This is a genomic window from Mesorhizobium sp. P2_D6 (assembly GCF_056404315.1).
Window position 1 is genome coordinate 39638 of sequence record NZ_JBFUEG010000023.1, and the last position, 13869, is coordinate 53506.

Here is a 13869-nt window from a genome sequence, read left to right on the forward strand (position 1 = left end):
ACCGCGGGTCATTTCACGGCGCCGGCCATCAGGCCGCGTATGTAGAAGCGCTGCAGCAACAGGAAGAGGATCAGGCAAGGCACCATCATCACGGTGACGCCGGCCTGCACGGCGCCCCAGTCGATGGCGCCAAAGCGGCCGGATTGAAGTGCGGTCATCATGATCGGCAGCGTGAATTTGGACTGGTCGGTCATCAGCACGAGGGCGGCCAGGAACTCGTTCCAGGCGCCGAGGAAGGCGAACAGCGCGATGGTGACGATGCCGGGCCAGACCAAAGGCAGCATCACCTTCAGCAGCATGGTGAGATTGTTGGCGCCGTCCATGCGGGCGGCCTCCTCGATCTCGCGCGGCACCGCGTCGAAGGCGTTGCGCATCATGAAGATCGAGAACGGCAGCTGCAGCGTGACATAGACGCAGACCAGCCCGGTCAGCGTGTTGTGCAGGCCGACCTTGGTCAGCACCAGGAAGATCGGCGTCAGGATCGACTGGAACGGGATCATGATCGTCGACAGGATGACGACGAAGAGCAGGTCCTTGAACGGAAAGCGGAAGCGCGAGAAGCCGTAGCCGGCAAGCACGCTGACGATAACGGAAAACACCACCGTCATGACGGAGACATAGAGGCTGTTTTGCGCCGGCAGCCAGAGCCCGTCGCCGAAAGTGTTGAGCGTGCCGTAATTTTCAACCGAAAAACCGGTGGTCGGCCAAGGCGGCAGCGGCGGCAGGCGCGCCTCCTGCGACGGCTTGAAGGCAGACAGCACTGTCCAGACGATCGGCGCCAGGAACAGCACCGAGGCGATCATGCCGGTCGCGTGCTCGGCGATGCCGAGGCGCAAGCGGCTTTTGCGGCTTCTTGCCTGCGCCATCAGTCGACCCCCTCGGGCTTGCGCAGCAGCCAGAGTTGGAACGTGCTGAGCGCGACCAGGATGGCGAGCAGGATCATCGACAATGCGGCGCCATAGCCCAGCTTGAACGACACAAACGACTGGTTGAATATCCAGTAGACGGCTGTCAGCGTCTGATTGCGCGGGCCGCCACGCAGGATGATGTAGAACTGGTCGAAGGCGAGGATGGAGCCGGCGACCGACAGGATCAGCGCCAGCGCCAAGGTGCGGCGCATCAGCGGCAGCGTGATGGCGCGAAAGCGCGCGAACGGCCCTGCTCCGTCGATCATCGCCGCCTCCTGCAGATCGGTCGGGATCGACTGCAGGCCGGTCATCAGGATGATCATGGTGAAGCCCGCCACCTTCCACACGACCATGGCAATGATCGACCAGAAGGCCGGCTGGAAGGTGGCCAGAAGGTTGAATTTCTTCCCGGTCAGGCCGAGGTCGAAGGCGGCCGGGCTGAACAGACCGGAATCGACATTCAAAAGCCACGACCAGAGCAGGCTCGCCGAAGCGAAGCCGATAACAGCCGGCATGAAGAAGGACGTGCGGTAGAAGCCGGTGAGCCGCCGGGGACGCTCGATGAACAGCGCCAGCGGAAAGGCGACGGCGAAGATCGCGATCGTCACCACCACGGTGTAGAGGCCGGTGAAGCGCAGCGCGTTCCAGAACCTGGTGTCGCGCAGGATTGCCCAATAATTATCGAGGCCGATGTAGCTGTGCTCGCCCATCAGCGGCCAGTTGTGCAACGACATCCACGCCGTCATGCCGAGCGGGATGATGAAGAACACGACGACCAGCGCCACGGCCGGCGCGACATAGAGCAAGCCGATCCACTGCCGGCGCCCGGCGCCGACCAGTTTTCGCGGGCGCGCCGGAGCGGAGGTTGCTGCGATGGTGGTCATGCGATGCTCCAGTTGCGGCGTCCCCCTCCCCCTCGAGGGGAGGGTCCGGCCGAAGGCCGGGGGTGGGGTCCTCTGCGCAGTGCGCCGACAGAAAGGCCGAGCACTTCGCAGGCGACCCCACCCGGACCCTTCGGGTCCGACCTCCCCTCAAGGGGGAGGTTGAGGGCGGCGCTATTTCTGCGGCGCCTGATCGATGATCGACTGCATGGTCTCCTGGGCGTTCGCGATCGAGCCGTCGACATCGTCGCCGAAGAAGACCTCGTTGACCATCTGCGTCCACGGGCCGTTGGCGGAGTTGATCAAATCGTTGAACACCACCGAATAGGGCGTGCGGCCCTTGGCCATCGCCTCGGCGGCGATCTGGTAGCGCGGGTCGAGATCCTTCAGCGCCTCCTTGGCGATGTCGCCGCGCACCGGCAGGCTGCCGTATTTCGCCAGGATGGTCTGGCCCTCCAGCGAATAGGCGAAGTCGAGAAACTCCTTCACCACGGCGAGCTTCTTGGTGCCCTTGGTGACGACGAAATTGTCGCCGCCGGCGAAGGATGACCAGCCGGCATCCTTGCCCGGCAGAAAGGTGACGCCGTAATCGACATTGGGGTACTGCGTGTTGAGGGCGCCGATGGCGAAGGCGCCGGAGGGCGAAATGCCGATATTGCCGGCGGCAAAGGCAGCAAAGAAGTTGGAACCGGTATCGGTTTGCGCGCCGGCCGGCACCAGATCCTTCTTGACCATCGACCGGTACAGGTCGATGGCGCCGCGCAGTTGCGGGCTGTCCAGCGTCGCCTTGGAGCCGTCCTCGGAGAGGATGTCGCCGCCCGAGGCCCAGACCAGCGGCGTGAAGGTGAAGATGTTGCAGCCGCCGCAATTGCCGGAGAAGTAGAAACCCTTGATGTCGCCTCCGAGCGCGTTGACCTTCTCGGCGTCGGCTTCGATTTCGGCCCAGTTGGTCGGGCCCTTTTCAGGGTCGAGCCCGGCCTGCTTGAACAGCTTCTTGTTCCAGATCAGCACCGAGCTATCGGCCGAGAACGGCAGGCCGTAGATGCGGCCCTTGTAAGTGCCGGTCTTGACGTGCGCCGGCGACAGGCTGGCGAAATAGGGCAGAGACTTCGCCCAATCGGTGATGTCTTCCAACTGGCCGGCGGCGGAAAAAGCCGGCGTGTAGATCAGGTCGAGGGACAGCGCGTCGGGCGCGGTGCCGCCGGCGGCCGCTGCGCCATATTTCGGAATGATCTCGGCATTGGGGATGATGTCGAGCTTGATCTGGTTCTCATGCGCCTTGTTGAAAGCATCGACGATGCGCGGCATGAAATTCGAGCCGTCGGCGCGGACCCAGATATTGGCCGTGTCGGCGGCAAAAGCGGGCAGAGCAAAGATGCTTGCGGCGAGCGCGAGCCCGGCAATCATGGTCTTCATGGTTCTCCTCCTCATGGTTCTGTTCTCCTCCCTATTGCGGCGCTCTCCCAGATCGCGCCGCGCGTTCTCCTAACCGCCCGGTGGACGGCCGCATGACTGACGCACCACCAGCCGGCACGGCAGTTTTCGGATGCCCGGCGCGGCCAGTTGGCCGCCAACGAGCGAAAGCAATGCAAGCCCGGCCTCGCGGCCAAGCGCTGACAGGTTCATGTCGACCGAGGTCAGCGGCGGCCGCGTCGCTTCGGCCACGATCTCCCAATTGTCGAATCCGATGACGCCGACTTCGCCGGGCACACCGACCCCGCGCTCGCGTAGAGCATCGATGACGCCACGCGCGATCTGGTCGTTGCCGCAGAAGATGGCGTCGGGTTTCTCCGCCCTGCCCGCTCTGCCGTCGAACAGTCTTGCGACGGCCTCATGCCCCCAGGCCTCCGACCAGTGCCCAAGCAGCGGCTCGGCAACCGGCAGGCCATGCTCGGCCAGCACCTCGCGGTACGCCCGGGCGCGCTCATGCACCACGGCGAAGCTCGTCGGACCGCTGACATGGGCAATGCGCCGGCGCCCGAGCGCGCAGAAATGCTCGACTGCCAGCCGCGCGCCACCGGCATCGTCGGATTCGAAGCCGATGGCGTCGGGATCGGGCTGGGTGAAGGCGTAGATCACCGGGATGCGCAAATTGGCGAGATCGACCGGCAGGTGGCGGTCGATGCGCTTGCCGGTGGCGATGATGCCGTCGACGCGTTTGTCGAGCATGGCCTCGACATGCAGCTGGCCGAGCCGCTGGTCGTCCTCGACATTGCACAGGAACACCGAGACGCCGGCATCGACCAGAGCATCGGAGACGCCGGCCATCAGCGGCAGCGAGAAGCGGCCGTAGGTATCGTTGGTAAGCAGCCCGACGGTGAAGGAGCGCTTGCGCAACAGGCTCTGCGCCAGGCTGTTCGGCCGGAACCCGAGCCGCTGCGCCGTCTCGCGAATACGCTCGCGCGTCTGAGCGGTCATCCGCCCCTGCCCGTTCAGCGCCTTTGACGCCGTGGCGACGCTGACGCCGGCGACTGAGGCCACCTCACGCAGAGTGACCGGTGTCTTGGCGGAGACAGGTGGTGGCGCGTCGGATGCCATTGCTTAGGTGTTGGTCCTCGGTTTGGGAAAAGGTTTTCTCTTGCTGGCCCGTGCCCTGTCGATGTTGGGGATCGGCGGACGCCACGGAACTTGGGAAAAGGTTTTCTCAACGGGAGACTAGGATGAGAATTCGGGGATGGCAAGGGGGGCGGCGAGTGGCGACGCGATCGACGCAGTTGTTCGTTGCGACCGATTTGCGTCAGAAGTGACCATTGACGAGCAGATCTTCCGATGTCGCCTTTGGGGCCGAGAGGGGATCGGCAGCTTTTGGCGTCAGGGAGAACGATAGCGGACGCTTAGCCGGTGGAGCTAAGGTCGTCGGTAAGCTGAACTCAAGCTACCACTGCCAAGCCCGGCGAGGCGCGCAAGCGGGCTATGTCGCGCGCCGGCGGTTCCCCAAAGTGGCGGCGATATTCGCGAGTGAACTGCGACGGGCTTTCGTAACCCACGCGGAAGGCGGCAGTCGTGGCGTCGATGTCGTGGACCAGCATCAGGCTGCGCGCGTCCTGCAGCCTGAGCTGCTTCTGGAATTGCAGCGGCGTCATCGCCGTCACGGCGCGAAAATGCTCGTGCAGGCTCGACGGACTCATTCCTACTTCCGCGGCAAGCCGCTCGATGCTGAACCGTTCCCGGAAGTTCTTCCCGATCCAGGCGATGGCGCGGCCGACCTGGGCCACCCGGCCCTGGCTGGAGGTGATGTGGCGCATACGGGCGCCGTCCGGCCCTGCGAGCAGGCGATAGAGAATTTCCTGCTCGGCAAGCGGTCCGAGCACGGGCAGCGCTGCCGGATCGTCGAGCAGGCGTAAGAGGCGTAGCACCGCGTCGAGCAGACCGGCGCCGGCGTCGGAGACGGTCTTGCCTATGGGCGGGGATGGTGCTCCCGGTGGCGGCGGTACGCGCAACGCCAACTCCCCCAGCGTGACTGGATCAAAATCGAGGTACAGGCAGAGATAAGGCTTGTCAGGCGTTGCCTCCACCACCTGGCCTGTCACCGGCAAGTCGTAGGTCACGACCCCATAGCGCCCCGGTGCATATCTGAACAAGCGGTCGCCCAGCGTGACCTCCTTGCGACCCTGCGCGACGAGGCACAGTTGCGGCCGGTAAACATTTGGCATCGGCATCGTCACCGTGGAGGATCGAACAAGCGTCACGTGTTCGATGGGAGTGGCGTGGAAGCCATCCTTCGAGACGTGCCGGGCAATTATTGTCGCAATTTCCGCCAGTGTTTCCATGAAAGGACCATCGCACGCGCGCGGAAGGGCGGCAATGCGAACCGCGGCTTCTGGAGGATCAGGCAGTAATCCCGGCGCATCGGGCTAACGGTTCGGCCTCGCTGCGCATCACAGTGTCAGCGGCCCCTGGGTCACAGCAAACCTGGCCGCAGAACAAGTGAACAAGTAGGAACAAACATGAGAAGCGATAATCTGAAGACCCCCACGGTCGCACTGGGCACCTGGGCTTGGGGCGACAGCGGCGAGACTGGCAGTGGCTACTTCGGCAGCCACATGACTCAGGCTGGCCTGGAAGAGGTCGCCGACAAGGCACATGCGGCCGGGTTCACCCTGTGGGACACCGCGATTGTGTACGGCATGGGCCGTTCAGAGACCGTGCTCGGGGAGGTCCTGAAGCGCTACCCGCGCGGCGACTACCAACTCTCCACGAAGTTCAACCCGCGGATCGCGGGCACCGGCGACGATCCGGTGGCGGACATGCTGGAGCAGAGTCTGGCCAACCTCGGCACCGGCTACATCGACCTCTACTGGATTCACAATCCAGCCGATGTGCCGCGGTGGACTCCGCACCTGATTCCGTTGCTGAAGAGCGGGAAGGTCAAACATATCGGCGTCTCGAATCACAACCTTAGCGAAATCAAGCTCGCCGACCAGATCCTGGGTGAAGCCGGGTTCCGGGTCGAAGCCATCCAGAACCATTTTAGCCTCCTCTACCGCAGCTCTGAGGACGCTGGCATCCTGGACTACTGCCGCAACCAAGGCATCCCGTTCTTGGCTTATATGGTGCTCGAACAGGGCGCCTTGACCGGCAAGTACAGCCCGGAGAACCCACTGCCGGAAGGCAGCAGCCGGGCGAAGATCTACAACGGCATGCTGGCTCAGCTGAAGGCCCTGACGGACAAGCTCGCCTCGATCGGCCACAGCCAGGGTGCAGCAACGCCCTATGTCGCGACGGCGTGGGCCATCGCCAAGGGCACGACGCCGATCATCGGCGTCACCAAGCCCCACCATGTCGATGGTCTGGTCCGGGCCACCAGCATCACGCTTACCAGCGACGACATCACGGAGTTGGAAGCTCTTGCTGACGCCGCCAACGTGAACACCCGCGGCTTCTGGGAGCAAGAGATGTAAGTCTAAGTCCTCGAGCGTCGGATCAACCCCGGCAAGGTGTTCGATCTGGAACTGGCCGATGTCGGCGAAGGCTACCGCGCAATGGACGAGCGCCGCGCGATCAAGACCCTCCTTCGGGTCTGACCTAGCTGCAGGACCCGTCCTTGCAATGCTGTCAGCCGCCGTGGCAACGCCGCTACGGCGTGGCGCGAAGGTTGCGGCGCGTGCGGCGGCGGCTTACGGCGCGGGCGGCTCCCGCCACCGGGCCGTTGATTTCTACCACGACGCCTTCGCGCGGCTTGGCGCTGGCAACTTTGTGCAGGCGCTCAAAGGGCAACAGTTCCTTGACGCGGGCATTGAGAGCCGCGACCTCGGCTCTCAGTTCCTCGCATTCCTGCCGCTGGACATCCAACTCCATCCGTTCGGAGGCGTGCAGCAGCGAAAGCTGCGATAGATCGGCGTTCGCGGTCGAAAGGCTCATCTTGTCGCTTTCGCTCTCCTTCATCAGAGCAGCCAGCCTTTCGTCCGCGACCTGCTTTTCAGCAACGGCGTCGGCCCATTGAGCCTTGAGCCTAGCGGCCTCGGCTGAGGCCGCGCTGCTCTCGTTCGAGGCCAGTTCCAGCCTCGATTGCAGGCTCTGGATCTCGGAACGCAAGCCGCTTGTCTCCAGCTGGTTGCGGGCGAGTTCGGCCTGCGTGTCGGCTTCCATCATGGAAGCCGCTTCAGTCATTTCCGCCAGCTTGGTTTGCGTCTGCTCGAGCGATCTCTGCAACCGCAGTTCCTCCTTCTCGCTCTTGCCGAGTGCCGCCAGCAGTTCCGCAAGCCGCGCCACCTCGGTGGTGTGGATCGCCGAAAGCTCGTCCAGCCTGTGGCGCGCTCCGGTTTCGCGCTTGCGCGCCGTGTCGACATCCATCGCCAGGCTGACATGCTTTTCGCGCAGCAGCTTGTTTTCGCGCGCCCGTCTGTTGGCTTCGACCGTCTTGGCCGTCAGCGCCTTGACGATGTCGCCGAACTCGGCCTCGCGCTTGGCGCTTGCATTGGCTGACTTCACGAGTTCCAGCCTTACTGCCGCAAGTGCCTCGCGAAGTGTCTCCCGGTCCTGGACCAGGCTTGCCTCGCGCTGCTTCAGGACCTCGAAGGCAGCTTCGCGCTCGCGCTGCTTCCTGGTTGCGTCGTGGAGCTGTTCCGACAACGCTCTCTGATGCGCGGTCAGGTCGATGGTTGCCAACTCCAGTTCGTTGGCGCGAAGAACGTCGCCGTGCAGGAGGTTCAGGTAGTCGCGGGTGAGATTGTGCGAATTAGATATTTCCGAGAGTTTCGCGTTGATCTCGTCCAGATAGTCCTGCGCATTGTGAAAGAGCCCATCCACCGCGCTCAATGCGGCCAGCCGGCTTTGCGCATGCGGCGTCAGCCGCCGCGCGCTCTCGGCCGACGTTGTGCCGTCGTCAGCCCGGGGACTGTCCTCAGGCTGCAAGCGCTCATTGTTTGCGGCAAGGTTCTCGTCGGGAATAGGGCCGTCTTGCGGCGGCGACAGATCGTCCAGTTCAAGACACTCATCGACCGCATCCGCCAACTCGGCTTCGATCTTCTCAAATGCCTTGTCGGAATTCACAGCACGCTTCATCAGACTCTTGAGGTTCATGACCTAACACCCTTCGCACTCACTCCAAATTCTATACTTAACGATTTGCTAATGTTCCTTCTACATCCGCTTGTTCCGTTGGGGAAGCCCCCTTCCCGGCCAAGCTTGGATAGTCATGTTGATCCATGCCTCCGGCCCAGCGAGAGGTTTTTTCCCATGGCGGGACTTTGAAGGCGCGTTGCACGCTCAGCACGGCCCAACAAGTGCGGCGTTTTTTTGCCGCGGCGTGTCGCAAAGGGCTGGCGCCATCCGTCCTCTGACAAACAAGGAGAACGCCATGCGAAAACTGATCGTCACCGAATTCATCAGCGTCGACGGCATTGCCGAGGTCGAGAAGCTGCCCAAAGTGACCTGGAACGATGAAATGCAAAGGTTCAAGGAGGATGAGCTTGCCGATAGCGGCGCCATGCTTCTGGGGCGCACGACCTATGAGATCTTTGCCGGCTCATGGCCGAGCGAGACCGGCGACTTTGCCGACCGGTTCAATGCGCTGCCGAAATATGTCGCCTCGGCCAGCCTGAAGGCGCTGGACTGGAAGCCGGCGGAATTGCTTACGGGTTCCTTGCCGGAAGCAGTGAGCAAGCTGAAGCAAGGCAGTGGCGGCAACATCTATGTGCATGGCAGCCTCAGCGTCGCGCAGGAACTGCTGCGCCACGGCCTGGTCGACCGCGTCAGGCTGCTGAGCTACCCCGGCACTGTTGGCGAGGGCAAGAAGCTGTTTCCGACCGACATGCCTGTGGCGCTGGAGCCGATCACGGCCATGACGTTCAGCAATGGTGTGGTGGCGCTGGAATATGCGGCGGGGACGTGAAGGCTGATCTCCCCCTTGAGGGGGAGATGGCCGGCAGGCCTGAGGGGGTCGGTCCGACTGGATACGACCTTCTTGCGACCGATGAGGTTGGCGCTTCACACGAGACGACCCCCTCTGTCGCCTTCGGCGACATCTCCCCCTCAAGGGGGGAGATTGCAGCCTCACCCGGCCTTCTTCCCGCGCTTGCCCTTGGCGCGCGCCTCGACCACCCTTTCCACCTCGCGCTTCAGCTCGTCCTTGATCTCCTGCGTCTCGGCCATCAGCGCGTCGATCTTCATGAAATCGAGCACGCGGTACTTCGACACGTTGGGGCGGATCAGGATGTCGGGCGGCCCCTGCTTCAGCTTGTGGGCGATGATCGACTGCATCATCAATTGCGTGGCGCCGTACATCAGGTCGACGGTGGTCGGGTGCTTGCGCTCGGCCTCACTCGGCGCGCCGACGACATCGATGGCGATGATGATGTCGGCGGCGTTTTCGATCAGGTCGAACGGCACCGGATTGTAGATGCCGCCGTCGATCAGCACGCGGTCGTCGCGCGTCACCGGACGGAACACGGCGGGAATGGCGGCCGAAGCCGCCAAGGCCGAATGCAGGTCGCCATCGTCGAAGACGGCCAGCTTGTGGCCGAAATAGTCGGTCGCCGTCACCTTGAGCGGGATCTGAAGGTCGGCGAAGGTTTCGGGAATGGCTTCGGGCAGGAAGGCCTTCAGGATGCGCTCGATGTTGAACTGGCTGACGCGGATGCCGCCTTGCATGGCCTCGGCGATGGTACCCGGCCGGGAGCGCCACATGCGCGCTGCGACCTCGGCACGGCGGCTCAGGATCGAACGGGCATAGTCCTCGATGTCCTTGCCGCTCATGCCCGAGGCCATGCCGGCGCCCATGATGGCGCCGATCGACGAGCCGGCGATGGCCACCGGCTTGATGCCGAGCTCGTCCAGCGCCTCGACGATGTGGATGTGAGCCAGGCCGCGAGCGCCGCCGCCGCCAAAGGCGATGCCGAAAGTGGGCGCCGTCATTTGGCCTCCAGCTTCGGGCCGATGCTCATGATCGCGGGGGCCGCCGACAGCAGCTTCTTTGCCGCCGCCTTGACCTGATCGAGCGTCACGCCGTTGATGAGCGCTGAACGGCGCTGCACGTAGTCGATGCCGAGATGGTCGAGCTGCAATTCCACCAAGGTCGCGGCAATGGCGCTGGAAGAATCCAGATTGCTGATGGCGTAGGAGCCGACCATGTATTTCTTGGTCGCGTCCAGTTCGGCCTCTGTCGGCCCCTCCTCGGCCATCTTCCTGACCACGTCCTTGACGATGCCGAGCGTCTCTGCCGCCCGGTCCGAACGCGTCGCCGTGGTGATGATCAGCGCGTTGGAATGCTGGTGATCGACCAGGCTGGAATCGACGCTATAGGCGAGGCCGCGCTTTTCGCGCACCTCGTCATAGAGGCGCGAGGTGAAGGTGCCGCCACCGAGAATCTGGTTCATCAGCACCGCGGCAAAGAAATCCGGCGCATCGCGCTTCACGCCGGGATAGGCGAACTGCAGCGAGGTCTGCGGCAGATCGTAATCGACCTCGAGCTGCTGGCCGAGCTTCAGCTCAGTATCGGCAACCGGCCGCAGCAGCTGCTTTTCCGGCAGATCGCCGAACACGTCATCGAGCTTCTGTTTCAGCGTCGCGGCGTCGATGTCGCCGACCACCGCAACATGCAGGCCATTACGGGCGAAATTGGCCTTGTGGAAGGCAGCCAGATCCGCCGCGGTGATGGTGGCGATGCTGTCTTTGGTGCCCTGGTCCGGCCGGGAGTAGGGATGTTCGCCATAGATGGCGCGCAGCCATTTGGTCTGGGCGACGGTGTTGGGGTCGCGCTCACTGGCGATGATGCCGGACAATATCTGGGAGCGGATGCGGTCGATCGGCGCCTGGTCGAAGCGCGGACTGGTAACCGCCAGCCTGAGCAGGTCGAAGGCCGCATCCTTCTGCTCGGCCAGCATGCGCATCGAGCCATAGGTGCCGTCGCGCGCCGCGTCGAAGCCCATTTCGGCGCCGGCATCGTCAAGCCTGGTCTGAAAGGCCTCGCTGTCGAGGTCGCCGGCGCCCTCGTCGAACAGGCCGGTCATCAGATTGACCAGCCCTTCCTTGCCGGCCGGATCCTGCGTCGAGCCACCATCGAAGACGAAGCGAATGGCGATGATCGGAATGGAGTGATCCTCGACCAGCCAGGCGTTGATGCCCTTTGACGAGGTCACCTGCTGGATGTCCATCGCGCGCGCGGCAAGCGCCGGCAGGACGAGGAAGAGGATGGCGAGGAGCAGGGTGGTGAAGGTACGGAGCGCGGCACTCCCCCTCACCCAGCCTCCGCTTCGCTCGGCTGACCTCTCCCCATTGGGGAGAGGAGCTTGCCAGCGCTGGCGCCCGCCTCTTCTCCCCAGCGGGGAGAAGGTGGCCGCGAAGCGGCCGGATGAGGGGGCAGTCTCGCGCATGCCCATGGAAACCAGGCTCATCATCAATTCCCCGCCTGTTGCTGCGGCAAGAGATAGCCGGTGGTCGAACGGTCGAGCAGCAAATAGCGGGCGGCGACCGCCCTGATCTCGTCGGCGGTGACCTTGCGAATGCGGTCCGGCCATTCCTCGATATCCCTAACATTACCGCCGGTGGCGAGCTCGGCGCCGTAGAGATTGGCCATCTCGTCCTGTTTGTCGCGGGCGAAGATCATGGCCCTGATGTAACGGGCCTTGGCCTTCTCCAGCTCGTCGGCGGTGACGCCGTCCTTGATGATGCGGGCGATCTCGGCGTCGACGGCCGCCTCGACGTCGCTCAGCTTGGCGTCGCCGCGCGGCGCGCCATAGACGGTGAAATTGGTGGCGTCGAGCATGGTTCCCTGGAAGAAGGCACCGATCCCCGATGCGATGCCCTGCTTGACCACCAGCTGCTGGTAGAGCCGGCTGCGGCTTCCGCCGCCAAGGATCTCTCCCAACAGGTCGAGCGCCTCGGCCTCGCCGGGTTTTGCGGTGTGGTAGGACGGAACCACCCATTGCGTCGAAAAGCTCGGCACCGAAACGCGCGCATCGGTGAGCGTCACCGTGCGCCTGGTGTTCTGCTCCGGCTCGACCGGGCGGATGCGCGGCGGCAGGTGCGGGCCGCGCGCGACCTTGCCATAGGTCTTTTCGGCCAGCGCCTTCACCGCGTCCGGCTCGACATCGCCGGCAACGATCAGCACGGCATTGTTGGGGCGGTAATACTTGTCATAGAAGGCAACCGCATCGGTGCGGTTCAGCTGTTCCATCTCCTGCATCCAGCCGATCACCGGAATGCGGTAGGGCTGGTTCTGCCAGAGCGTCGCATCGACCTCTTCGTCGAGCACGGCCTCGGGGTTGCTGTCGATGCGCGAGCGGCGCTCTTCCAGGATCACGTCGCGCTCGGTCTTGATGACCTCGTCGGTCAAGATGAGGTTGCGCATGCGGTCGGCCTCAAAGCTCATCATCAGTTCGAGCGCCGAGGGCGTCACCGTCTCGTGGAAGGCGGTGTAGTCATAGGAAGTGAAGGCGTTGTTGGAGCCGCCTATGTCCGAAATGGCGCGGTCGAACTCGCCCGCGGCGTGGTTGGTCGTGGCCTTGAACATCAGATGTTCGAAGAAATGCGCGATGCCGGACTTGCCTGGCGGCTCGTCGGCGCTGCCGATCTTGTACCACACCATATGGGTGACGATGGGGGCACGATGATCGGGGATGACCACCACTTCCATGCCGTTGTCGAGCAGGAAGTTCGCCACCTTGCCGTCGTCCGCGGCCAGGGCCGGGCCGGCCAAGGTCAGCGCGGTGGCGAGCAACGCTCTCCGCAGCCATTCAGTGTGAGGTGTCATCAATGGCTCCGGTTTGTTATCGCGCGACGATAGGCAAGGTTAGCCACCGAGGCAAAGTGAATTGTGCGTCATTTTGAAGGCGCTGTTTCTTCCTTCTCCCCTTGTGGGGTGAGACGCGGTCCGCGTAGCGGACGAAAAGCCAATTGCTTGGCTTTTCGAGCCTCGAACGCCCTGAGCCATGCGAAGGGCCGGGTGGTGGCCGATCCACCCTGCCGGGTCCCCGCTGCTTCGCAGCGTCCCGGCGTTCGCCGGCCTTTCATCGTGCCACTGGCACGCTGAATTCGCTTCGCGAACCGGCTGCTCACCCCACAAGGGGAGAAGGGGGAGCCTAATCACCCAGCCTCGATGAACCGGATCACCGTCTCGCCGTAGTTGCGCTCATCAACCACCGAGAATTCGGGCCCGACCTCGAAGGGCGCCGAGGCGGCTTCCTCGACCACGCAGAGCGCGCCAGGCAGCAGCCAGCCGCCTGCCTTGGCCGAACGTAGCGCGCGTTCGCCGAGACCTTTGCCATAGGGCGGATCGGCGAAGATCAGGCCAAAGGCCGCAAGCGTGCCGGCTTCGCCCAAGGCAGTCGCGTCGCGGCGAAAGATCTTGGTGCGGCCAGTGAGGCCAAAGGCTTCGACATTGGTGCGGATCAGGCCGCGGCCTTCGGCCGATTCTTCGATGAAGACGCCATAAGAAGCGCCGCGCGACAGCGCTTCGAGGCCGAGCGCGCCGGTGCCGGCGAACAGATCGAGCACACGCGCACCCTCGAGCTTGTCGGCGAAGCGGTGCGCCAGCACGTTGAAGACGGCCTCGCGGGCGCGGTCGGTGGTCGGGCGGATGGCGTGGTCGCGCGGCGTCGCCAGCGGACGCCCGCGAAACTGGCCGCCGACGATTCTCATCT

Annotated in this window: 12 protein-coding genes and 1 pseudogene; 3 read left to right on the plus strand and 10 right to left on the minus strand. The window is 63.9% G+C overall.

Annotated features, from left to right (window positions below):
- Positions 1–8 precede the first annotated feature (8 nt).
- The 5 genes from AC1D1L_RS30030 to AC1D1L_RS30050 form a co-directional block, all read right to left on the minus strand.
- Positions 9–866: a carbohydrate ABC transporter permease gene (locus tag AC1D1L_RS30030; RefSeq protein WP_477344976.1), complete on the minus strand. Its 858-nt coding sequence runs from the start codon at positions 864–866 to the stop codon at positions 9–11.
- Complete coding sequence (locus AC1D1L_RS30035; RefSeq protein WP_477344977.1) at positions 866–1792, minus strand: carbohydrate ABC transporter permease; 927 nt, start codon at positions 1790–1792, stop codon at positions 866–868. The genes AC1D1L_RS30030 and AC1D1L_RS30035 overlap by 1 nt, the downstream gene beginning before the upstream one ends.
- Before the next feature lie 171 nt (positions 1793–1963).
- A complete protein-coding gene (locus AC1D1L_RS30040; protein ID WP_477344978.1) occupies positions 1964–3205 on the minus strand; it encodes an ABC transporter substrate-binding protein in 1242 nt (413 codons plus the stop codon).
- A 69-nt stretch (positions 3206–3274) separates the two neighbouring features.
- Entirely contained in the window at positions 3275–4327 is a 1053-nt protein-coding gene (locus AC1D1L_RS30045) for a LacI family DNA-binding transcriptional regulator (protein ID WP_477344979.1), read from the minus strand.
- 332 nt (positions 4328–4659) lie between these two features.
- Positions 4660–5559: an AraC family transcriptional regulator gene (locus tag AC1D1L_RS30050; protein WP_477344980.1), complete on the minus strand. Its 900-nt coding sequence runs from the start codon at positions 5557–5559 to the stop codon at positions 4660–4662.
- Between the two features lie 177 nt (positions 5560–5736).
- On the opposite strand from AC1D1L_RS30050, the gene AC1D1L_RS30055 reads away from it, so the two are divergent.
- Both AC1D1L_RS30055 and AC1D1L_RS30060 read left to right on the plus strand, forming a co-directional pair.
- Positions 5737–6690 carry an aldo/keto reductase gene (locus AC1D1L_RS30055; protein WP_477344981.1) on the plus strand — a complete coding sequence of 318 codons (954 nt, stop codon included), beginning with the start codon at positions 5737–5739 and terminating at the stop codon, positions 6688–6690.
- Between the two features lie 6 nt (positions 6691–6696).
- Positions 6697–6813, plus strand: a pseudogene (locus AC1D1L_RS30060) (IMP dehydrogenase); the annotation flags it as partial.
- A 52-nt stretch (positions 6814–6865) separates the two neighbouring features.
- On the opposite strand, the gene AC1D1L_RS30065 reads toward AC1D1L_RS30060, so the two are convergent.
- The gene (locus tag AC1D1L_RS30065) at positions 6866–8311 is read right to left on the minus strand and encodes a coiled-coil domain-containing protein (protein WP_477344983.1); all 1446 of its coding nucleotides are present in this window, start codon (positions 8309–8311) and stop codon (positions 6866–6868) included.
- 277 nt (positions 8312–8588) lie between these two features.
- Between AC1D1L_RS30065 and AC1D1L_RS30070 the strand changes: the two genes are divergently transcribed.
- Positions 8589–9122, plus strand: a complete 534-nt coding sequence (locus tag AC1D1L_RS30070; protein ID WP_477344984.1) for a dihydrofolate reductase family protein — start codon at positions 8589–8591, stop codon at positions 9120–9122.
- A 161-nt stretch (positions 9123–9283) separates the two neighbouring features.
- Here the strand turns inward: AC1D1L_RS30070 and AC1D1L_RS30075 are convergent, their stop codons facing one another.
- The 4 genes from AC1D1L_RS30075 to rsmD all read right to left on the minus strand — a co-directional run bounded on the left by AC1D1L_RS30075 (position 9284) and on the right by rsmD (position 13867).
- The gene (locus AC1D1L_RS30075; protein WP_477344986.1) at positions 9284–10144 is read right to left on the minus strand and encodes a patatin-like phospholipase family protein; all 861 of its coding nucleotides are present in this window, start codon (positions 10142–10144) and stop codon (positions 9284–9286) included.
- On the minus strand, positions 10141–11469 hold the full coding sequence (locus AC1D1L_RS30080; RefSeq protein WP_477344987.1) for a M16 family metallopeptidase: 1329 nt from the start codon (positions 11467–11469) through the stop codon (positions 10141–10143). Before AC1D1L_RS30080 ends, AC1D1L_RS30075 begins: the two co-directional genes overlap by 4 nt.
- Positions 11470–11624: 155 nt before the next feature.
- Positions 11625–12980, minus strand: coding sequence for a M16 family metallopeptidase (locus tag AC1D1L_RS30085; protein ID WP_477344988.1), 1356 nt, complete (start codon positions 12978–12980; stop codon positions 11625–11627).
- 332 nt (positions 12981–13312) lie between these two features.
- Entirely contained in the window at positions 13313–13867 is a 555-nt protein-coding gene (gene rsmD, locus AC1D1L_RS30090) for a 16S rRNA (guanine(966)-N(2))-methyltransferase RsmD (RefSeq protein ID WP_436259490.1), read from the minus strand.
- Positions 13868–13869 lie beyond the last annotated feature (2 nt).